This window comes from Sporosarcina highlanderae, from assembly GCF_030433715.1.
GTDB lineage: Bacteria > Bacillota > Bacilli > Bacillales_A > Planococcaceae > Sporosarcina > Sporosarcina highlanderae.
Map to the genome: position 1 here is coordinate 18,585 of NZ_JAROCC010000003.1, position 20,947 is coordinate 39,531.

Below are 20,947 nucleotides of genomic sequence, written 5' to 3' on the forward strand. Positions count from 1 at the left end.
AGGTGCAACTGATGACAAGGAAGAAAATGGGGCTTTTAGTCATGGCGTACGGCACACCGTACAAAGACGAGGACATTGAACCGTATTACACGCATATCCGGCGCGGTCGTCCACCAGCACCGGAACAGCTGCAAAACCTTCGTGACCGCTACCAAGCAATCGGAGGAATTTCTCCGCTTGCGAAAATCACGGAAAACCAGGCGAACGCTCTTTGCGATCATTTAAATAAAACGCAAGATGAAATCGAATTCAGCGTATATGTGGGATTAAAGCATATTACGCCATTCGTTGAAGAAGCGGTAGAAAAAATGGAAGCGGATGGAATTAAAGAAGCGGTTTCCATCGTATTAGCGCCGCATTACTCAACATTCTCCGTGAAATCCTACAATGAACGTGCGAAAGAAGAAGCTGAGAAACATGGCATTTCGATTACATCAGTTGAAAGCTGGTACAAGCAACCGAAATTCATCCAATATTGGTCCGAGAAAATCCGAGGTTCATTTGAAAGCATGACTGAAGAGGAACGTAATAACGCATGCCTTATCGTTTCGGCACACTCATTGCCTGAAAAAATCAAGCAGTTCGGAGATCCATATCCTGCCCAATTGGAAGAGACAGCGAAAATGATCGCTGAAGCTGCTGAAGTGAAAAACTATGAAGTCGGTTGGCAAAGTGAAGGCCAAACGGGAGAGCCTTGGTTAGGGCCGGATGTACAGGACTTGACGCGTGAGTTGCACGAAAAAGATGGCTATAAAACATTCGTATATACTCCTGTCGGCTTCGTTTCAGACCATCTTGAAGTCCTTTACGATAATGACTACGAATGTAAGGTCGTTTGTGATGAAATTGGCGCTTCTTATTACCGCCCGGCAATGCCGAATACGGATCCACTTTTCATCAGTGCTATGTCTGACGCGGTCCTTGAACAATTAAAAGCGTGAAACAGCAAGGAAGTGATGACATGATTGAACAGAAGAAAAAAGTCGTCGTTGTCGGTGGTGGAATTACCGGACTTGCCGCTGCGTTCTATATGCAAAAGGCGGCACGGGAACGGAATTTGCCAATCGAAGTGGTGCTCATCGAAGCGAATAACCGCTTGGGTGGCAAAATTCAAACGGTTCGCCGTGACGGGTTTGTGGTTGAACGAGGCCCGGACAGCTTCCTGATACGGAAGAAAAGCATGGAGATATTCGCCGAAGACCTTGGAATTGAAGGGGAACTGGTGCGAAATGCTACCGGTCAAGCGCATATATTGGTGAATGGCCAGCTTCAGCCGATTCCCCCTGGCTCCGTCATGGGAATTCCAACGAAGATGGGTCCATTCTTAGGATCTGGACTATTTTCATTGAGTGGAAAACTGAGGGCAGCGGGAGATTTATTCTTACCGCGCTCCGGAATTGAAGGGGATCAGTCACTCGGGCATTTCTTCCGCCGTCGTTTCGGTCGGGAGATGGTTGAAAACCTGATTGAACCGCTTCTTTCTGGCGTATATGCAGGGGATATCGATCAAATGAGCCTGCAATCGACATACCCTCAGTTTTACCAAGTGGAAAAAAAGCATCGCAGCCTGATTCTTGGTATGAAAAAGACGACACCGAAGCAAGTGCCGCAGAAGGACGGGCATGGTGCTTCGAAACAAGGTGCATTCCATTCATTCCGTAACGGTCTTGAAACAATCGTTGAAGCTGCGGAACAGCAGCTTGAACCGGGGACTGTAAAGAAGGGAATCCGCATCGAAAGCATTTCAAAGCAGGGGGATCAAACTCTTCTTGAGTTGAATAATGGGGAAACCGTTTTGGCCGATGCAGTCATCGTAACGACAGGCCATATGGCGGCGAGCCAATTATTCGCTTCTCACGGACTGCTTGAAGGCTTGAAGGAAATCCAGACGACATCTGTTGCAACTGTCGCTCTTGCATTTCCGGCCGATGCGGTCGTTCAAGACAAGGAAGGTACAGGTTTCCTCGTATCAAGAAACGGGAATTACTCAATAACGGCATGTACATGGGTCCATCGAAAATGGCCGACAACAACGCCTGAGGGTAAGATCTTGCTGCGCGCCTTTGTCGGGCGAATCGGGGAAGAAGCGATCGTCGACTTGCCTGATGATGAAATTGAAAGGATCGTGCTTGAAGACCTTGGCAAGATCCTTACGATTAAAGGCAAACCTGATTTCTCGGTCATCACGCGTTTCAAAGAGGACCGCCCTCAATATAGGGTAGGGCATCGCGAACGGGTCGATGCAGCTCGCGCTGAATTGCAAAAAGAGTTTCCGAACGTCAAATTGGCGGGTGCTTCTTACAACGGTGTCGGCTTGCCGGACTGTATCGATCAAGGAAAAGCGGCCGTGGAAGAAGTTCTTGGAGAGTTATTTACAAATTAAATTAAAGTCCGCCCCGTGCGGACTTTTTGTATTAGAATGGGGGATTTGATGAAAAAACTAGTAGGCATATGCATTACGCTTATCGTATTATCGGCTTGCTCATTTGGGCCAAAATGGGATAATCCATTGCCCGAAGATGGATTCTTTATAATCGCTCACCGCGGCGCTTCAGCTTATGAGCCGGAAAACACGCTGCCATCTTTTGAGCTTGCGGAGAAACTCGATGCCGATTTTATTGAACTTGATGTTCATTTGACGAAAGACGGGGAACTTATTGTTATGCATGACGATGAAGTCGACCGGACAACTGAATCGATCGGCAAAATAAAGGACTATACATTAGCTGAACTGAAAGAGTTGACCGCGAATAAGGACAAAGGCAAAATAGTCGCTGTCAGCGGCGGAGACGAGGAAGCGTACGAAATTCCGACATTGAGCGAAGTGTTCGATGAGATGGAGGATGACATCCATTATGTCATCGAATTGAAGGATACGAAGCAATATTCCGGGATTGAAAAGAAGTTGGTCGAGCTGATGAAGGACTATGAACTGATCAAGAAGGACAGCAAGGGGATCCCGAAAGCGGTTATCCATTCATTTGATAAAAAAGCGCTGAAGGAAGTACATAAGTTGGAGCCCGATATTCCGCTGTTGCAATTGATTTCCTTCGATGAAGATGAAGAGGCGGAAATTTCGAAGAAGGAAATGAAGGATATTTTAACTTATGCCTCCGGAGTGGGTGTGAGCTATGAAGCGATAACCCCTTCATTCGTTAATGAAATGCATGGGAAAGGTCTTGTCGTACATGCATATACGGTGGATGATGCAGAGGCGGCATTGCGTTTGATGGCGATGGGGGTCAATGGAATTCATACGAATGAACCGGATTTATTGGATGAATGAAAACAGCTGAGAGGAAAATTTCTCAGCTGTTTTTATTATCATTATAGTACGTTGCATTCATCGCATTTATTGCTGTAGCATTCGTGCTGTTCCTCAATCTCTTTTCCACAAGTAACACAGGTCTTGCGAGGCAAGTTCTTGAAAAACTCAATGACATTCTCCAACATAATAATCCCTCCAATCTTCTCTGTATTAATACTAAGTGGACTATGGGTGTTTGTAATATAACAGAGTGGATAAAAAAAATAGACTATACTCACGATCAACTATTCAACATCTATTGTTCTATAACTAATATTAATAATTGTTAGTGTATTACAACAGATGAACAAATGTCAAGACTTATTTTGGTTTTTCAGATAAAATAGAGATGAATTCAATCACATAGGGGGCAATTAGTGTGTTCTTCGTTGATAATAAAGGCATAACAGACCCGCATATCAACCTCGCGATCGAGGAGTATGTACTGAAAAACATGGACGTCGACAAAGATTCGTTTTTGCTGTTCTATATTAACGAACCTTCGATCATCATTGGGAAGAACCAGAACACCATCGAGGAGATCAATACAGAGTATGTCGATGCTAACGGCATTCATGTCGTCCGTCGGCTTTCCGGTGGTGGCGCTGTGTACCACGATTTAGGAAATCTCAATTACAGTTTCATTACGAAGGATGACGGCGATTCTTTCCGCAACTTCAAAAAGTTCACGGAGCCGGTCATCAAGGCTTTGGCGGATATGGGAGTAACGGCAGAATTGCTAGGACGCAATGACATACTTGTCGAAGGGCGAAAAGTTTCTGGCAATGCGCAATTTGCAACACATGGACGTATGTTCACTCATGGAACGCTAATGTTCGACACTGAAATTGAGCGTGTCGTATCTGCGTTGAAAGTGAGGAAGGACAAGATTGAATCAAAAGGGATTAAATCAATCCGCAGCCGTGTAGCAAATATTTCAGAGTTCATCGAAGAACCGATGACAATCGAAGAATTCCGTCTGAGCATCTTGAACTCGATTTTCGAAGGTGAGGAAAATATTCAATACATGGAGTTGACTGAGCAAGATTGGGAAAATATCCATGCATTGTCGGCTGAGCGTTACGGCAACTGGAACTGGAATTATGGAAAATCTCCTAAGTTCAACGTGCATTTTACACGCCGTTTCCCTGTTGGAGGTATCGATGTACGCCTTCAAGTCGAAAACGGAAATATCCAAGACGTGAACATTTATGGGGATTTCTTCGGCGTAGGTGAAGTTCAGGTTGTGGAAGATAGTTTGAGAAATGTCCAATACGATCGTGAATCGATCAGCAAGGCGCTTGATGGCGTAGACATTCCAACAGTTCTTGGTGGAATTACGAAAGAAGAGTTCGTTAATTTAATTTATTGATGTAGATGAAAACCGGTGCATGCCGGTTTTTTTCTTTTGATTTAGTATATGTGTGGGGTGAGGAATGGGTGTTGGCGGGCTGCGGACTATGTTGGGATGCCTTGAAAAAGGGACGGTTTTCGGCTGAGTGGTGATAAACCCTTGGCGAGTGGTGATAACCTCGTTCTAAGTGGTGATAAACTGCTTTTAAATGGTGATAACTACACTCTGAGTGGTGATAAACCCACGAGTCGGTGATAAACCCTCGAGAATCGGTGATAACTCGCCAAGAGTCGGTGATAAACTGGACAAAGTCGGTGATAACCCATTCCACTGCCTTCCCTCCCCGCTCCCGAGTAAAATTCCCAGTAATAAGATATAATAAGTAAACAAGTCAGGGGGGAGTTTGAGATGGCGAATCATCGTATTTTTATTGTGGAAGATGATAAGAAGATTTCGCATTTATTGGCGGAGACGCTTCGGAAGTATCAGTATGATGTGGCGATTGTGGAGGATTTTGATAATGTGGACAGGGAGTGCTTGGCATTTGATCCGCATTTGATTTTACTTGATATAAATTTACCTTCTTATGATGGGTATTATTGGTGCCGTCAGCTACGGCAGCATACGAGATGCCCGATTATTTATATTTCCGCTCGTTCCGGCGATATGGATCAAGTTTTTGCGCTTGAGAATGGCGGGGATGATTTCATTACGAAACCTTTCCATTACGAGATCGTCCTTGCGAAGATCAGGAGTCATTTGAGAAGAGCGTTCGGGGAGTATGCTCCGAGTCAAGGGGAGCGGACTGTGAAACAAGGTGCGCTTGAGCTGTTCATCGAACGGATGGAGCTTCATTTACGGGACGAGGCGATTCCGCTTCAGAAAAAAGAATGTGTGATTCTTGAATTACTGATGGAGGCGTCGCCGAAAGTGGTGTCGCGGGAGACGCTGCTTGAGGAGTTATGGGATGATCAGTCATTTGTCGATGAGAATACGTTGAATGTGAACATGACACGTGTGCGGAAGAAGCTCTCCGATTACGGAGTGAAGTCGTCCATCGAGACGGTCCGAGGTTCAGGGTACCGGCTTCTGCTTGCCCCGGAGGAATCATGAGACAGATCAGTTTATTCTTAAGGGAACATTTTTCGTGGATCATCTTTGAACTGTTCCTTGTCCTATTCATAATCGTTTTATATTGGTTGGATGGATTCAGCGGCATCAACACGATGATCTACTCGGTCATCATCAGCATGCTGCTGCTTTGTGCTTTCCTTGGTGCGAAGTTCATCACAAGGAGATCGTATTACAATGCAATTTTACGGAAGCCGACAAGGATGGAGGATGCGCTGATCCGGAATGTACGGACGGCTGAAGAGAAAAGGTCTTCGGAGTTCATGCGTGATTTGTATAGTCTGCATCAAAACGAAGTGCAGACCCTTTATGCATCCCAGCACCGGCAGCTCAACTTCATAAATCAATGGGTCCACCAGATGAAAACGCCGATTTCAGTCATTAATCTGCTCCTTCAGGAAGAAGGGGAGCTTGATAAACGGAGTGTTCGGGAGGAAGTGGATAAAATCCAGCGAGGACTGGATGCTGTATTGGTGAACGCGCGACTTGGGACATTTGAGGAAGATATGCATATCGAACGAGTCGGTTTGAAAACTCTGATCCAGCAAATTGTGACGGATCATAAGAGGTTGTTCATCACAAACGGCGTGTTTCCGGTTATTTCGATTAATGAAAGTCTAATTGTAGCAACCGATCCGAAATGGATGAAGATTGTCATTGGGCAGTTCATCACGAATGCTGTGAAATATACATTTGGCGAAGGAAAACGGGTTTATTTATCCGCAACGCGGACGAAAAAGGGATTCGAATTGACAATACGCGATGAAGGGGTTGGCATTCCGAAATCCGATTTGAAGCGCGTGACGAGGGCGTTTTTTACTGGAGAGAACGGGCGGCTTACCGGTGAATCTACAGGGATGGGCCTTTATATTGCCGATGAAGTATGCGGGAAGTTAGGGCACCCATTGGCGATTGAGTCGGAAGTTGGGAAGGGTACGGAAGTGAAGATTTTGTTTACAAATGGAGAGTTGGGTGAGGCGGATGCCGAAGAATACAATAAAGAACACAATCTTGGAACTGAAGCAGGTAACGAAGATCTATGAAGGCAAAGTGATCCACCGTGCACTGAACCGGCTCGATTTCGAGGCGGAAGAAGGGGAATTCATCGCTATTATGGGTCCGTCGGGAAGTGGCAAGACAACATTTTTGAATATCATTTCAACGATTGACATGCCTACTTACGGACAAGTTGTGATTGACGGAATTGAGCCTGAATCGTTGAATGGGAATGAATTGGCGCTGTTCCGACGGCGTAATTTTGGATTCGTCTTCCAGGACATCAATCTGCTCCATATGCTGACTGTTGAAGAGAATATCGTACTGCCACTGACATTGGATGGACTGCCTGTTTCTGAAATGAAAAGACGGGTCGCACGTCTATCGGATCAACTCACTTTAAATGAAATCCTGAATCGTCGACCGGATGAGTTATCGGGTGGGCAAGCGCAACGGACAGCTGTCGGCAGGGCATTGATCCATAAACCGAAGCTAATACTTGCGGATGAACCGACCGGTAACCTCGATTCGAAATCTGCAAAGGAAGTTTTGGAACTATTAGGCCATATCAATCAAACCGAGAGGGCCACAATCATTATGGTGACGCATGATCCGATTGCAGCAAGCTATTGTGACCGCGTGTTGTTCATAAAGGATGGCGAGTTCTTCAATGAAATTTATAAAGATGAAAGACGGCAGACGTTTTTCCAACGGATTTTGAATGTACTTAGTTTGCTTGGAGGAAATGTTAATGATTTGCGGACAATGTGATCCGTTCATCCAACGAAGGAGGTCAGCCGAATGACGTTTCGCCAGTTCGCCTACCGGAATGTCGTACGGAATCGCAGAATTTACGCCGCTTTTTTCATGGCGAGCGTTTTTTCGGTCATGGTATTTTTCCTTTATTCCATGCTGCTTTTCCACCCGTCCATTGAGGGGGGCGCCTTGCGGGATATCGCATTGTTAGGAATGGGTGTAGCTGAACTCATCCTTTACATATTTACAACGTTTTTCCTGTTCTATTCGATGCGGGCATTTTTGCAGGCGCGGACGAAGGAGTTCGGAATCCTCCTTCATCTTGGAATGGAAAAGCGGCAATTGCACCGGCTCATTTTCATCGAGACAATATTGATTGGTGCGGGCTCAATCGGGGTCGGGACATTCTTAGGGTATATGTTCTCGAAGTTCTTCTTCATGGTTGTCAAACGGATTGTCCTATTGCCCGCATTGCCTTTATATTTTTCATGGGAACCATTTGCTTTGACGGTCGGTGCATTTCTAAGCCTATTCATCATCATTTCGTTAGTCGCCCCAGTATTCATCCGGACCGACGGGTTGGATGAACTCATACGTGGGGAGGGCAGTGGGCAGAAAACGGAAGGATTTTCAAAAATCCGCGGAATCCTTGGGTTAATCCTGTTAGGGCTTTCCTATACATTAGCTTCTCTTACATCGAATAATATCGTCATTGGACTCATTTTTCTTCTGCCGCCGCTTGCAACACTTGGAACATATTTCTTTTTCACGGACTCCTTGCCGTTCCTCCTTGACCTGTTCAAAGGTAGAAAGGAATTGTATTGGCGACATTTCAGGCTGTTAGCTATTTCCGAGGGAGTCATCCGCCTGAAAGAAAATGCAAGGATGTTTTTCATCGTCACGATCGTATCGACGATTGCATTCATGTCGGTAGGAATCCTTGCATCGCTAACTTCATTCGCCTCGCAATATCGGGAAGTGAACCCGTTAGGACTTGTCTACGTCAGCTATCCAGGCGATATAATGGAGGAAAGGAATATCAACCGGCTTCGCGATGAATTAAGGAGAAATGGGCTTGAGTACACATATGTCGAATTTCCGGTTCTGAAGCAACTTTCTTCATTTACGGAGTTTACGGTGTCCATCGTCAAACTTTCTACTATTAACCAATTGTCCGTGGCATTCGGCAATGAGGCGCTCCAGTTAAAAGAAGGGGAGGCGTTATTCCTGCCACCTACCAGTTCAACATTTGAACAGTTGAACAGTCAAAATGTTGAAACGGTGTTAGAGGAAAGTGGAGTTTCTGTACGGGTTAACGGTGCTTTTCCTTACCAATTGTTCCCTGCGCATGCAATCGGCACGAATGCAATCATTTTGAACGATGCAGATTTTGAACAGATTGCTTCTTTCGTTAAAAGCCCTTCGTTCGTCTATCATGCTTTCGATATACCGGATTGGCAGAAAACGAAGAATATCGGCTTAACAATCGAGAATTCAATGGCGAAATCGATTTTGGAGGGAACGACACACGAACTTAATTACTCATTTGATAATCCAGGGCGGAACTATTCCATCATCCGCACGACATTTACTTTATTGCTGTTCATCGGTTTACTATTAGCGGGAGTTTTCCTACTTGCGGCGGGAAGTTTCATTTACTTCCGTCTATATACATCTTTAGACAGTGACCGGAAGCAATTCGATGTATTGAGACGGATGGGAATCACCGATCGGGAATTTAAGAAAATCGTCAATCGGCAGCTGATCCCCCAGTTTTTTGTCCCATGGGGCGTGGCGCTTTTGCATAGTTCCTTTGCATTCTTAACACTGCAAGTCATCTGGGACGCACTCGCTGAAATTTCGATTGTTCGTGAACTCGTCTTCGTACTCTCAGGATTCACCATCTTACAGGTTATCTATTTCTATCTGATTCGCTGGCGTTATTTGGCGCATATTCGAACATCGGGCTGATGCTGAAAAGGCATTCGCCGGATGTTTTTAGTTGATACTTTTTTGAAATAAAAAATGTGCTTCCACCATTCAAACTATTAGTACTTATAGAGATTTTCAAAAATGATTGTTAACTGTTAACTTTTCTTATATAATAATAAAGAGAATTATGAATGGTTGTTCATTTTTGGAAAGGGGATGTTATGTATGAATTTGGTAACACAGGTTTATGAAACATCAAAGTTGAAGCCAGAAAAGACTGCGTATCATTTCATGGGAAAGGATACGACATACGCTGAGTTCGACAAGCATGTGTCTACTTTTGCCCAAGGACTTGAGGATTTAGGGGTTAAAAAGGGTGACCATGTTGCATTTTTATTAGGGAATACGCCACATTTCATCGTTTCGCTTTACGCGACGATGCGGATTGGGGCTACTGCAATTCCTATTAATCCAATTTATTCGCCAAGTGAAATCTCGTACATCTTACATAATAGCGATGCGAAGGTGGTAGTTGCACTGGATCAGCTGTTACCGCTTGTTGAGAAGGCCGCTGTTTCATTCCCGGCAATCGAACACTATATCATCTGTGAGACCAGTCCATTTACAGGAAATACGATTTTGGAATTACCGGAAGAAGTAAAAAGGAAAGTGACCCAGTTCACGCATTTCTTTACGAAGGACAGGCCGAACCGGGCACCGATTGAAGTTGATGAAAATGAAACCGCTGTCATCCTTTATACATCCGGTACAACTGGCCATCCGAAAGGTGCGATGTTGACACATAAGAATTTGTATTCGAATGCAAGGGATGTGGCGGATTATCTGAATTTCTCAGAAGATGACCGGGTCGTCGCGACATTGCCGGTCTTCCATGTATTCGCATTGACAGTAGTTGTAAATGCACCTTTATTGAAAGGCGCAACGATTCTTTTAGTACCGAAGTTCAGCCCTGCAGAAGTGTTTGAAACAATTAAAGCACAAAGCGCCACCGTGTTTGCAGGGGTGCCGACGATGTACAATTTCCTTTATCAGTTCCCTCAAAGTGAAGAAAAGGACTTCGAAACGATCAGACTATCAATTTCAGGCGGGGCCTCATTACCGGTTGCACTATTAGAGAACTTTGAAAATAAATTCAACGTGAAGATCTCTGAAGGATACGGCCTTTCCGAGGCGTCCCCTGTCACATGCTTCAATCCGCATGACAGAGAGCGCATACCTGGTTCGATCGGCAGAAACATTGTCAATGTGGAGAATAAAGTCGTGGATGAATTCGGGGATGAAGTGCCTGTTGGGGAAGTGGGGGAACTCGTCGTCCGGGGACCGAATGTAATGAAGGGCTATTACAAAATGCCGGAGGAGACGGCTGCTGCAATCCGCGATGGCTGGCTATACACTGGGGACATGGCGCGCCAAGATGAGGACGGCTATTTCTATATTGTCGATCGCAAGAAGGATATGATTATTGTCGGCGGCTATAATGTGTATCCGAGGGAAGTCGAAGAGGTGTTGTTCGAGCATCGCGATATCATTGAAGCGGCGGTTATCGGTGTTCCGGATTCCGATTTAGGCGAGGAGGTCCAAGCTTTTGTTGTGCTGAAGGAAGGCGCTGAACGAAATGTCGAGAAGCTGAAAGCCTATTGTGCGAAACGCTTGGCGAAATATAAAGTTCCGAAGACGATTGAGTTCTTGAGTGAGCTACCGAAGAATACAACAGGGAAGATTCTTAGACGTTCGTTGAAGGATATAGTTAAACAATAACATTAAGACGCCTTGCGATTGAGCAAGGCGTTTTATGCGTGAATTAGTGGTGTTTATGAGCTTTTGGAGGGATTTATGCTTGATTAGCGGGATTTATGGACTTTTAGAAGCGGTTATGCGTGTTTCGGGAAATTTATGCGTATTTTGAAGCGGAAATCATCATTATCATCATTCTCATCCAAAATAGAATTCGCTAATTTCCTGGATGAACTCTTCCTCTAAATCCCCTTTCTTTTTCACAAGGATATGTGTGGCGACGGAGGGGAGGGGGAATAGGTCGAAATGTGGCCTCATCAGCCTTCCCTCCAATAATTCACGGCGTACGATTGAGTGGGGAAGGAAGGAGACGCCTATTCCTTCTTGGATGAATCGTTTGGCGATATGGGCCTGTGTTACTTTCATCGTCCGAACGCCCGGGATATGTTTATTTAACGTAAGCAGCAACTCGTCCCAGTAGACAGGATGGTGGTGGGTGAGCAAATAATTATTCATCAATGCCTCTTTCACATCGATTTGTGGCCCGCTTTCCTCATCATAGGTGTCGGTTGGCATGACGAATACAATTGGATCCTCGTAAATACGATGGGACTCGATGTTTTTTAAGGTGGCATCGAGTGCTGAAATGCCTAAATTCACTTCGCCTGTGTCGACAAGCCGTTCAATCATTTCCGAGTCTTCAACTCGGATCGTCAATTCGACCTCTCCATGACGTTCCATAAATGTCCGCAAAAAATACGGTAAAATCGTCTCGGCCATTAAAGGCGATATGGCGATTGTCCAGTTCCGCCGATACCCTTGCGCAAATGCATGCATACGATCAACGCTTTCATCAAGATTCCGTATCACTTCCAAAGCCTCTTCGTAAAAAAGCCGTCCAGCCTCGGTCAACGTGACACGTCGATTGATTCGATCGAAAAGTTTTACTGTGAGATGCTCTTCCAACAGCCTAATTTGCACAGTCACACTTGGTTGGGACAGCATCAGTTTCTCGGAAGCTTTACGGAAATTGAGTTCCTCCGCCGCTATGATGAAGGTTCGTAGCCATTGAGTGTCCATTCAAGCCCTCCATGTTGATTAACTATTTTAATTAACTCGATAGTAAATATTCAATTTAATTAATTATATATCTATTTTATACTAAAAGAAAAGGAGGAATGAACATGTATAAAAAAGGGTTGAAGGATGTTGTGGCGGTCCATACGAAAATTGCATCGGTTGATGGGGAACAAGGGGAGCTCCGGTACAGGGGAATTCAAGTCGACAAGCTGGTTCCGGGTCATTCATTCGAAGAAGTGGCTTACTTTCTATGGCATGGTAAATTCCCGAACGAGGAAGAATTGAATTCATTGAAATCGAAGATGCAGGAAGGTAGAAGACTACCGCCTCATATTGCATCACTTATCGACATCCTACCGAAGGATATCTCGCTTATGGATGCGATGCGGACGGCCATCTCGGCATATGGGCAGAGCAGTTTTAGACAACTACCGATGGACAAACAGGCAATCATTTTCACAGCTGCACTACCCGTAATCATTGCAAGACATTACCGGAATGTGAATCAATTGCCGGTCGTTGAACCGGACGATAATCTATCGCATACCGCCAACTTCCTATGGATGCTGAACGGTGAAAAACCAACTGAAGTCCATATCGAAGCGCTTGAAACCTACTTGAAACTGACAATGGAGCATGGTATGAATGCTTCCACTTTCGCAGGAAGGGTCACCATTTCTACTGAATCCGATTTGACAGCGGCAGTGACGTCGGCTCTTGGTACGATGAAAGGGCCATTGCACGGAGGGGCACCCTCAGGCGTCATCGACCTACTTGAGGAAATCGGCAATCAAAATAATATCAGACCAGTAATTGAGCAGAAACTTAAACAAGGTGAACGAATCATGGGGTTCGGACATCGTGTCTATAAAACCGAGGATCCTCGCTCAATCCTTCTTCAGAAGAAATGTGAAAGCATGGCTGGAAAAGATGAATGGTTGGACCTCGCGACAGCAGCGGAAAGAGAAATCATCGACTTGCTTGAAATATATAAACCGGGAAGAAAACTATACACGAACGTCGAGTATTATGCCGCTGCAATCATGCGGGCTATCAATATGCCAGCTGAACTATTCACACCGGCATTCAGTGCGGCCAGAATAGTAGGATGGACGGCGCACGCGATCGAACAACTTAACGACAACACCATCTTCCGACCGCAATCTTTATATGTTGGAAATAATATTTGAAACAATTTTAAAAACAAAGAAGGAATAACTGTTACGGGTGTCGAAATATGTAGAATAGAAAAAGAAGGGGGAATTCCATATGAGAAACCTACAAGTAGACGACCTATTTAAACTGCAATCGGTCACGAGTCCAATTCTATCACCGGACGGAAAAGAAGCATTGTTCATCAAAACGCATATCGACGAGGAAGACAACAAATACATTTCAAACCTGTACCATATCGACCTTTCCACAAACGAAGTGACGCAATGGACACACGGTAAACACCGTGTCAGCTCACCGAAATGGTCGGCGGACGGAAAGCAGATCGCTTTTTTGTCGAATCGCGACGAGAAAAACCAATTGTACGTCCAACCTGCACGCGGAGGGGAAGCAAAGAAAGTAACATCGCTTGATAAAGGCGTTTCCAGTTTCCACTGGTCCCCTTGTGGCAAGAAAATCTGGTTTGACGCTTCATTAAAAGAGGGCAGGGACTTTAGTTTCAAGGAAGAGAAGAACGACAAGAAGAAACCTGAACCAGTTCGCGTTACAAAAATGAAATACAAAATGGATGGCATCGGTTTATTGCCGCAGGATTCATACAAACAAATCGGTTTTATCAATCTTGAAACTGAGGAAATCACGCAATTTACGGAAGGAAATTACCAGCATTCTTTACAGGCGGTTTCGAATGATGGAACACAGCTTGTCATCGGTGTGAACCGGAAAGAAAACTTGGACCATGAATTCCGCCAACCACTCTATTTGGTGAACGCAGAAACGAAAGAAGAAACAGTCATCATCGACGAAGAAGGCTATTATGGAGGCGCGAAATTTTCATTGGACGACAATTATGTCGCATTCGTCGGTTCGGATCGTGCTTTCCAAAACGCTACACATGGCAATTTATATGTGTATGACACAAAACGTGGCAATACAATCAATGTTACAGAAAGCATGGATGCACCTGTCGGAGACTATACAGTTGCGGATCACCAACAATCAGCGAGCGCACCAAGTGTCGTATGGACGAAAGACAATGACCTTTACTTCCAGCTTTCAACAATGGGAGATGTCCGTCTCTATTTCGCGACGCTTGAAGGGGAACTTTACCCTGCAACACCGGAAAACGAGCATGTCTATGGCTATGATGTGAACACAGCAGGCGATTTTGCATTGGTCGCTATCAGTGATCCGGTACATCCGGGTGAAATCTATGAAATGGAAATTGCAACCGGAGAGAGAAAAGCCCTTACTTCATTCAACGATGAGTATTTAAAGGAAGTTGAGCTTGTCAAACCGGAAGCAATCACATTCAAAGGTGCGAAAGATTGGGATGTACATGGCTGGCTTATGAAACCGGCCGGATTCAAAGAAGGAGAGAAATATCCGCTAATCGTCAATATCCATGGTGGTCCGCATGCAATGTATGGAAATACGTTTTTCCATGAAATGCAGTTATTTGCGGCAAGCGGATATGGTGTGCTGTACGTCAACCCACGCGGAAGCCATGGGTACAGCCAGGAGTTCGTTGATGCCGTGCGTGGTGATTACGGTGGCGGCGACTATGAGGATATCATGGCGGCAGTTGACTCAACGTTAGCTGATAATGAATGGATTGACGCAGATCGCCTTGGCGTGACAGGCGGTAGCTACGGTGGCTTCATGACGAACTGGATCGTCGGCCATACGAACCGTTTCAAAGCGGCGGTAACACAACGTTCGATCTGTAACTGGATCAGCTTCTTCGGTGTATCCGATATCGGCTATTACTTCAGCGAATGGCAAATCGCAGCAGATATGAAGGATGTAGAGACATTGTGGAAGCATTCTCCGTTGAAATACGCGGAAAATGTGGCGACTCCATTACTGATCCTACACTCTGAAAGAGATTTCCGTTGCCCTATCGAACAGGCTGAACAGCTTTATATTACACTTAAGAGCTTTGGGAAAGAGACGGAATTCGTCAGATTCCCGGATGCTGACCATAATCTATCGCGGACCGGTGCACCGAATCTGCGAATCGAAAGACTAAACGAGATGACGGGCTGGTTCGCGAAATACCTATAATTTCGGAGGACACAGTTTGACTTATACACTTGAAGGCGTAACGATTCGCCCGATTAAAGAAGATGATTTAAAGCGCATGTGGGAACTCACTTTCAAAGAGGAAAATCCTGAATGGAAGAAATGGGACGCCCCCTATTACCCGCATTACAAGATGTCATATGAAGACTATTTGGAACGGAAAGATAAAATCGTTGCGCAGGACGATTATTGGGCTATCGAAGTGGACGGCGAACTTATCGGCATGCTCAGCTATTATTGGGAGCATCAGCCGTCCCTTTGGCTCGAAATGGGTATCCTCATTTACGAGCCGAAATATTGGAGTGGCGGCTATGGAACGAAGGCGCTCACCATGTGGATTAACCATTTATTCAATGAAATGCCGCTCGTCCGCGTCGGTCTCACGACATGGTCCGGTAACATGCGGATGATCCGCGTAGCAGAAAAGTTAGGCATGACAATGGAAGCGCGTATCCGCAAAGTCCGTTACTGGAATGGCGTCTACTACGACTCCATACGGATGGGTATGTTACGAGAAGAATGGGAAGCGCATAAAGCGAAACTGCGCAACGCCTAAAAAAAAGGATAGTGTAACGGGGGACTCTTCCCGTTTACTATCCTTTTTTGTTATCCTCTATTCTTTACAATTTCATTCAATCTATTGGCAACCCATTCAATGTCATAGCCTACTTCGTTGAGAATCACTGTGTTATAGATTTCTTCCAGTCCAATCCGAAGCATATAGCAATAAATTACTTCTTTTGTTTCATTAGAACTAATGTATTTATTTTTTACTTCCTTAATGAGTGGTTGCAACTTTTCTTCATTCCAAAACAGTAAATTTGCTTTATCATACAGATGGTCCCCATACAATGCCAAGCTCCAATCGATGATGCCTGTTATTTGATCATTCTTGGCCAATAAGTTATATGAGCCTACATCTCCGTGAACTATATTCTTTTTGTTAGTCTTGATGCAACTTATATGGGTCTTCAACTCTTGAATTGCATTTTTCACAACGTCTGAATCCAATCCCTTTTCTTCTAATGAAGACCAATCATAAATATCATTGTTGTAAACCGCCTTGATAAAATCGATCCAAGTAGGATAGGAAGCGTTTCCTGTACCATCAAAATAACCATAGCCTTCCTTATCGTTAAATACTTCTATTGATTCCAACGTCTCCAATGTGTGTAAGACAGCAGGAACGATGTCAAGTAATTGTTGACTATTGAGGTCAAACAATTTATCACCTTCGATAAATTCATATATAGAATAGGCTAACTTATCATCTGTCTCGTGAATCTCAACTACATGACGGACAGGCAAAGTTTTAGCAAGTTCATGATCAATGAACTTTTCTTTTTCAAAACCTTTAAGGTTTCCAACTTGAAAAATAAAATGTTGTTTACCTTGTTCAAATAGATACGTTTGTGAGGCTAGACCACCAGTAAGTTCTTTAACATTGATAGCTTCTGGATAATGTGTTGTTATCCATGTCTTGATTTCCTCTACAGATAGTTTCTTACTCATTACAGATTCTCCTTTAAAATGTATTTTTCCCAACAACAACTCATCTAACGAGAGATTATAAATTTGGCTAAGCGAAATTATGGAGTCAATATCGGGATAATTTTTACCGACTTCCCAATGAGATAATGTTTGTCTGGTGATGTTCATTTCCTGTGCAACTTGCTCCTGAGTAAAACCTGATTTTTTTCTCCTGAGTTTTAACTTTTCCCCAAGATTCATTATCACCACCTCCTTAATTGAATCTTCTCAGAATTCAAAAGGGAAATCCAGCAAGCATTCATTGCATTCAGTTGTTTATTCAACAAAAATAAAAATAATGAGTGATTACTCACTTTGCAACCCTATTTTCATAGAGTACAATGAAAGTGAGTAATCACTCACTATTAAAAAGAGGTGACCACCCATGAAGGAAAGCGAAGTATGCGTCTCCATCAAAAACGTCTCGAAAAGCTTTGGGAAGCATCAAGTTTTGAAAGATATTAACCTCGACATCAACGAAGGAGAGATTTTCGGATTGCTTGGACCGTCCGGAGCTGGAAAGACGACGTTGGTAAAAGAATTAGCGGGTCTTGACGAGCCTTCGAAAGGGGAGAATTATTTATTCCACGAAAAAATGCCTTCCCTGAATCTCATCAAACGAATCGGGTATATGGCGCAATCGGATGCCTTATATGAGGAATTGTCGGCGAAGGAAAATCTCCAATTCTTCTCTGAACTGTACGGGTTAAAAGGACAGAAACAAGCGCAGCGTATCGAAGAAGTGATGGAGCTCGTCAAGCTCTCGGGCGACATCACAAAACTCGTGTCGAATTACTCGGGTGGAATGAAAAGAAGATTATCGCTCGCAATCGCACTGCTTCATGAACCGGAACTGCTCATCCTCGACGAGCCTACCGTCGGAATCGACCCGGTCCTACGAAAAAGCATTTGGAAAGCATTCTCGGACTTGAAAGCGCAAGGGAAGACGCTCATCGTCACGACCCACGTCATGGATGAAGCCGATAAATGCGATCGGCTCGGGCTGATCCGTGATGGTAAATTAATCGCAGTCGGCACACCCGAAGAGCTTAAAAAACAGACAAACTCGGTAACGATCGAAGAGGCATTTTTAGTTTTCGGGGGTGTTGAACGATGAGAGTAATGGCATTGGTAAAAAGGATTCTTCGTCAACTTGTCAGAGATAAACGGACAATCGGACTGCTTATTTTTGCACCGATATTGGTTTTGACAATGCTTTATTTCGTTTTCAATGGCAACGATTATATCCCGAAAATTGGATTGGTCGATGTGCCCGAACTTTTAGTCAATCAAATCGATACAGAAGGGGCGCAAGTGACTACCTTCGCAACTGAGACTGAGGCAAAAAATAAACTTGCTATTCAAGAACTCGATGGCTATTTGAAAATCGAAGGCAACACCCCGACCATCGTCCTTGAAGGAAGTGACCCGAGCGTCACAGGCGCTACGATGAAATGGCTTCAAAATGCTTTGCCGAACCCGTCACAAATGGAAGAAAGCAATTTGAACATCGGCTATTTGCACGGCTCAAGCGATATGGGGCAGTTCGATTATTTCGGACCAGTTCTCCTTGGATTTTTCGTATTCTTTTTCGTTTTTCTAATCGCAGGTGTTTCATTCCTACGTGAACGAACGACTGGCACACTTGAAAGGTTGCTCGCAAGCCCGTTACGAAAATGGGAAATCGTCGCAGGATACGTCATCGGCTTTGGACTTTTCACGATGATCCAGTCTACAATCATAACAGCATACGCGATTTACGTATTGGACATGGTGATGGAGGGGGCATTCTTTTATGTGCTTCTGATCATCCTGATGCTTGCATTGACAGCGCTCACGCTTGGCATCCTACTCTCTTCATTCGCACATAATGAACTTCAAATGATGCAATTCATTCCAATTGTAGTAGTGCCACAAGTATTCTTCTCGGGCCTTTTCAACTTAGAGACGGTTGCCGAATGGCTAAGCTGGATCGGTGTTCTGACCCCACTTTATTACGCCGCTGAAGCACTCCGCGACGTCATGGTAAGGGGATATGGGTGGAACGACATCTATCCGAATTTGCTTGTGTTAGCAGGATTCTGCCTGCTTTTCATCTCCATTAATATCATGGTCCTACGAAAATACCGCAAAATATAAGGAGTCCATCATGACTGAACAAAATCATCTTTTGGAAGAAGTGTTGCAGGAAGACAAAAGCCTGACAGACAAACAAAGGCAAATCCTCATCGCCGCAACTGAAATGTTCGCTGAAAAAGGCTTTGCCGCCACATCGACAAATGAAATCGCCAAAAAGGCAGGTGTGGCGGAAGGTACCATTTTCCGACACTACAAGACGAAAAAGGAACTTCTCCTATCAATCGTTACACCGATGATGGTCAAAATGCTTGGACCTATTATCATTAAGGACATGAATAAAGTGTTAGATAAAGAATATGAGCACTTCGAAGATTTCCTGCGTGCGATGATCAAAAATCGTAAGGAATTCCTTGAGAAAAACCTGAAAGTCGTTCAAATCTTTCTCCAGGAAATCCCGTTCCACCAGGAACTGCGGGAACAATTCATCGAGCATGTCGGGAAGAAGGTACTCAACCGATTCGTTCAAATCATTGAACATTACCAGCAGAAGGGGCAAATCGTAAACATACCCGCTACAACCATCATTCGCCTGACAGCTTCGACCATTATGGGGCATTTCGCCACAAAATACGTCATCGGCGCGAAATGGAACGATGACGAAGAAATCAATCAAATGATCACTTTTCTTATGAAAGGCCTTGCGCCAGAGGAGTAAACAAAAAAAGAAGGGGCAACTTCATCCAAAAAACGCATAAGTCACCACAATCACGCATAAACACGATGAAAAGCTTATAAAGCCCCTTATACACGCATAAACCACCACAGAAGCTCATAAATCCCGATAATTACGCATAAAACGGGTAGGCATTGAAAACCCACAATGCCTACCCGCTTCTATGACGGCTAATTCCAATCTTATTTCCCCTTAAACTCTGGCTTCCTCTTCTCAGCAAAAGCAGCCAACGCCTCCAAACGGTCCTCCGTCGGAATCGTAATCTCATATGCTTTCCGCTCAATCGCAAGCCCCGTCTGCAAATCAGCGTTCATCCCATGTTTAATCGCAAACTTCGCCTGTTGCACAGCAATCGGCCCATTCGCAAGCAGTGCATCCGTGAATTTATCGACCATTTCCTTCAACTCTTCATTAGCCGCCACATTCGTCAAAATCCCATATTGCAAGGCGGACTTAGCATCCAATCGTTTAGCTGTCAATATCAGTTCAAGCGCCTTCGCTTCGCCAACCAATCTTGGCAAACGCTGCGTACCGCCAGCTCCAGGGATGATCGCAAGTCCCGTCTCCGTCAACCCCATAACCGCCGTATCCACGGCAAACCTGAAGTCACATGCAAGGGCAAGCTCCATGCCCCCTCCGAACGCATACCCGTTCAACACTGCAATTGTCGGTTGCGGCAAGTTTTCTATCAATGTAAAGACTTCACCTATTTTATAAACATTGCGTTTCACCTGCTCATTAGTCAACAGTTTCCGTTCCTTCAAATCAGCCCCCACACTAAACGCACGACCTTCTGACCCGGTAAAAATGACGACACGGATATCCGGGTTGATTCGAATGGATTCAACCACCATTCCAAGCTCCGTCAGCATATCGTAATTGAATGCATTCATCGCATCCGGTCTGTGAAGTGTAACGCGCGCAATATGCCCCTCTTGTTCAAATAAAAGCGTTTCCATAATAAAACCCCCAATTGTAAAAACTTATTATAAACATATCACTTTTCAGAGGTTGTCGCTATAATAGTTATTAGAAA

19 protein-coding genes are annotated in these 20,947 nt (G+C 44.5%); 15 read left to right on the plus strand and 4 right to left on the minus strand.

The window, feature by feature from the left end:
• Positions 1-11 precede the first annotated feature (11 nt).
• The 3 genes from hemH to P5G49_RS04665 are packed head-to-tail and all read left to right on the plus strand — an operon-like array spanning position 12 to position 3,286.
• A complete protein-coding gene (hemH, locus tag P5G49_RS04655) occupies positions 12-941 on the plus strand; it encodes a ferrochelatase (RefSeq protein WP_301242312.1) in 930 nt (309 codons plus the stop codon).
• Between the two features lie 20 nt (positions 942-961).
• On the plus strand, positions 962-2,383 hold the full coding sequence (gene hemY / locus P5G49_RS04660; RefSeq protein WP_301242313.1) for a protoporphyrinogen oxidase: 1,422 nt from the start codon (positions 962-964) through the stop codon (positions 2,381-2,383).
• Positions 2,384-2,431: 48 nt separating this feature from the next.
• Positions 2,432-3,286, plus strand: coding sequence for a glycerophosphodiester phosphodiesterase (locus tag P5G49_RS04665; RefSeq protein WP_301242314.1), 855 nt, complete (start codon positions 2,432-2,434; stop codon positions 3,284-3,286).
• A 41-nt stretch (positions 3,287-3,327) separates the two neighbouring features.
• Here P5G49_RS04665 and yhfH read toward each other — a convergent pair whose 3' ends face one another.
• The gene (gene yhfH / locus P5G49_RS04670; RefSeq protein WP_301242315.1) at positions 3,328-3,453 is read right to left on the minus strand and encodes a protein YhfH; all 126 of its coding nucleotides are present in this window, start codon (positions 3,451-3,453) and stop codon (positions 3,328-3,330) included.
• A 233-nt stretch (positions 3,454-3,686) separates the two neighbouring features.
• Between yhfH and lplA the strand changes: the two genes are divergently transcribed.
• The 6 genes from lplA to P5G49_RS04700 all read left to right on the plus strand — a co-directional run bounded on the left by lplA (position 3,687) and on the right by P5G49_RS04700 (position 11,255).
• Complete coding sequence (gene lplA, locus P5G49_RS04675) at positions 3,687-4,679, plus strand: lipoate--protein ligase (protein WP_301242316.1); 993 nt, start codon at positions 3,687-3,689, stop codon at positions 4,677-4,679.
• A 390-nt stretch (positions 4,680-5,069) separates the two neighbouring features.
• On the plus strand, positions 5,070-5,774 hold the full coding sequence (locus P5G49_RS04680) for a response regulator transcription factor (RefSeq protein ID WP_301242317.1): 705 nt from the start codon (positions 5,070-5,072) through the stop codon (positions 5,772-5,774).
• Positions 5,771-6,835: a sensor histidine kinase gene (locus P5G49_RS04685; RefSeq protein ID WP_301242318.1), complete on the plus strand. Its 1,065-nt coding sequence runs from the start codon at positions 5,771-5,773 to the stop codon at positions 6,833-6,835. The genes P5G49_RS04680 and P5G49_RS04685 overlap by 4 nt, the downstream gene beginning before the upstream one ends.
• Positions 6,774-7,559: an ABC transporter ATP-binding protein gene (locus P5G49_RS04690; protein WP_301242319.1), complete on the plus strand. Its 786-nt coding sequence runs from the start codon at positions 6,774-6,776 to the stop codon at positions 7,557-7,559. The genes P5G49_RS04685 and P5G49_RS04690 overlap by 62 nt, the downstream gene beginning before the upstream one ends.
• Before the next feature lie 30 nt (positions 7,560-7,589).
• Positions 7,590-9,515 carry an FtsX-like permease family protein gene (locus tag P5G49_RS04695; RefSeq protein WP_301242320.1) on the plus strand — a complete coding sequence of 642 codons (1,926 nt, stop codon included), beginning with the start codon at positions 7,590-7,592 and terminating at the stop codon, positions 9,513-9,515.
• A 186-nt stretch (positions 9,516-9,701) separates the two neighbouring features.
• Positions 9,702-11,255: a fatty acid--CoA ligase family protein gene (locus P5G49_RS04700; protein WP_301242321.1), complete on the plus strand. Its 1,554-nt coding sequence runs from the start codon at positions 9,702-9,704 to the stop codon at positions 11,253-11,255.
• A gap of 174 nt (positions 11,256-11,429) precedes the next feature.
• On the opposite strand, the gene P5G49_RS04705 is transcribed toward P5G49_RS04700, so the two are convergent.
• The gene (locus P5G49_RS04705) at positions 11,430-12,311 is read right to left on the minus strand and encodes a LysR family transcriptional regulator (RefSeq protein ID WP_301242322.1); all 882 of its coding nucleotides are present in this window, start codon (positions 12,309-12,311) and stop codon (positions 11,430-11,432) included.
• A 104-nt stretch (positions 12,312-12,415) separates the two neighbouring features.
• On the opposite strand from P5G49_RS04705, the gene P5G49_RS04710 reads away from it, so the two are divergent.
• The 3 genes from P5G49_RS04710 (at position 12,416) to P5G49_RS04720 (ending at position 16,125) form a co-directional block, all read left to right on the plus strand.
• Positions 12,416-13,501, plus strand: a complete 1,086-nt coding sequence (locus tag P5G49_RS04710; RefSeq protein ID WP_301242323.1) for a citrate synthase/methylcitrate synthase — start codon at positions 12,416-12,418, stop codon at positions 13,499-13,501.
• Positions 13,502-13,580: 79 nt separating this feature from the next.
• Positions 13,581-15,551 carry a S9 family peptidase gene (locus P5G49_RS04715; protein ID WP_301242324.1) on the plus strand — a complete coding sequence of 657 codons (1,971 nt, stop codon included), beginning with the start codon at positions 13,581-13,583 and terminating at the stop codon, positions 15,549-15,551.
• Between the two features lie 76 nt (positions 15,552-15,627).
• The gene (locus tag P5G49_RS04720; protein ID WP_435877188.1) at positions 15,628-16,125 is read left to right on the plus strand and encodes a GNAT family N-acetyltransferase; all 498 of its coding nucleotides are present in this window, start codon (positions 15,628-15,630) and stop codon (positions 16,123-16,125) included.
• A gap of 50 nt (positions 16,126-16,175) precedes the next feature.
• Here P5G49_RS04720 and P5G49_RS04725 read toward each other — a convergent pair whose 3' ends face one another.
• Entirely contained in the window at positions 16,176-17,300 is a 1,125-nt protein-coding gene (locus tag P5G49_RS04725) for a phosphotransferase (protein ID WP_301242327.1), read from the minus strand.
• 184 nt (positions 17,301-17,484) lie between these two features.
• Between P5G49_RS04725 and P5G49_RS04730 the strand changes: the two genes are divergently transcribed.
• Genes P5G49_RS04730 through P5G49_RS04740 form a run of 3 tightly spaced genes read left to right on the plus strand, consistent with a single transcriptional unit; the run spans position 17,485 to position 19,893 of the window.
• Entirely contained in the window at positions 17,485-18,216 is a 732-nt protein-coding gene (locus P5G49_RS04730; RefSeq protein ID WP_301242329.1) for an ABC transporter ATP-binding protein, read from the plus strand.
• Positions 18,213-19,238 (plus strand): ABC transporter permease, encoded by a 1,026-nt coding sequence (locus tag P5G49_RS04735; RefSeq protein ID WP_301242330.1) that lies wholly within the window; start codon positions 18,213-18,215, stop codon positions 19,236-19,238. Before P5G49_RS04730 ends, P5G49_RS04735 begins: the two co-directional genes overlap by 4 nt.
• Positions 19,239-19,248: 10 nt before the next feature.
• The gene (locus P5G49_RS04740) at positions 19,249-19,893 is read left to right on the plus strand and encodes a TetR/AcrR family transcriptional regulator (protein ID WP_301242331.1); all 645 of its coding nucleotides are present in this window, start codon (positions 19,249-19,251) and stop codon (positions 19,891-19,893) included.
• Between the two features lie 200 nt (positions 19,894-20,093).
• Here P5G49_RS04740 and P5G49_RS04745 read toward each other — a convergent pair whose 3' ends face one another.
• Positions 20,094-20,870: an enoyl-CoA hydratase-related protein gene (locus P5G49_RS04745; protein WP_301242332.1), complete on the minus strand. Its 777-nt coding sequence runs from the start codon at positions 20,868-20,870 to the stop codon at positions 20,094-20,096.
• Positions 20,871-20,947: the final 77 nt, after the last annotated feature.

What these genes read in the sequence shown, in the direction of transcription:
- hemH (WP_301242312.1), top strand. Translation starts at nt 12, where the DNA reads ATGACAAGGAAGAAAATGGGGCTTTTAGTCATGGCGTACGGCACACCG.
- hemY (WP_301242313.1), top strand. Translation starts at nt 962, where the DNA reads ATGATTGAACAGAAGAAAAAAGTCGTCGTTGTCGGTGGTGGAATTACC.
- P5G49_RS04665 (WP_301242314.1), top strand. Translation starts at nt 2,432, where the DNA reads ATGAAAAAACTAGTAGGCATATGCATTACGCTTATCGTATTATCGGCT.
- yhfH (WP_301242315.1), bottom strand. Translation starts at nt 3,453, where the DNA reads ATGTTGGAGAATGTCATTGAGTTTTTCAAGAACTTGCCTCGCAAGACC.
- P5G49_RS04680 (WP_301242317.1), top strand. Translation starts at nt 5,070, where the DNA reads ATGGCGAATCATCGTATTTTTATTGTGGAAGATGATAAGAAGATTTCG.
- P5G49_RS04685 (WP_301242318.1), top strand. Translation starts at nt 5,771, where the DNA reads ATGAGACAGATCAGTTTATTCTTAAGGGAACATTTTTCGTGGATCATC.
- P5G49_RS04690 (WP_301242319.1), top strand. Translation starts at nt 6,774, where the DNA reads ATGCCGAAGAATACAATAAAGAACACAATCTTGGAACTGAAGCAGGTA.
- P5G49_RS04695 (WP_301242320.1), top strand. Translation starts at nt 7,590, where the DNA reads ATGACGTTTCGCCAGTTCGCCTACCGGAATGTCGTACGGAATCGCAGA.
- P5G49_RS04700 (WP_301242321.1), top strand. Translation starts at nt 9,702, where the DNA reads ATGAATTTGGTAACACAGGTTTATGAAACATCAAAGTTGAAGCCAGAA.
- P5G49_RS04705 (WP_301242322.1), bottom strand. Translation starts at nt 12,311, where the DNA reads ATGGACACTCAATGGCTACGAACCTTCATCATAGCGGCGGAGGAACTC.
- P5G49_RS04710 (WP_301242323.1), top strand. Translation starts at nt 12,416, where the DNA reads ATGTATAAAAAAGGGTTGAAGGATGTTGTGGCGGTCCATACGAAAATT.
- P5G49_RS04715 (WP_301242324.1), top strand. Translation starts at nt 13,581, where the DNA reads ATGAGAAACCTACAAGTAGACGACCTATTTAAACTGCAATCGGTCACG.
- P5G49_RS04720 (WP_435877188.1), top strand. Translation starts at nt 15,628, where the DNA reads ATGTGGGAACTCACTTTCAAAGAGGAAAATCCTGAATGGAAGAAATGG.
- P5G49_RS04725 (WP_301242327.1), bottom strand. Translation starts at nt 17,300, where the DNA reads ATGAATCTTGGGGAAAAGTTAAAACTCAGGAGAAAAAAATCAGGTTTT.
- P5G49_RS04730 (WP_301242329.1), top strand. Translation starts at nt 17,485, where the DNA reads ATGAAGGAAAGCGAAGTATGCGTCTCCATCAAAAACGTCTCGAAAAGC.
- P5G49_RS04735 (WP_301242330.1), top strand. Translation starts at nt 18,213, where the DNA reads ATGAGAGTAATGGCATTGGTAAAAAGGATTCTTCGTCAACTTGTCAGA.
- P5G49_RS04740 (WP_301242331.1), top strand. Translation starts at nt 19,249, where the DNA reads ATGACTGAACAAAATCATCTTTTGGAAGAAGTGTTGCAGGAAGACAAA.
- P5G49_RS04745 (WP_301242332.1), bottom strand. Translation starts at nt 20,870, where the DNA reads ATGGAAACGCTTTTATTTGAACAAGAGGGGCATATTGCGCGCGTTACA.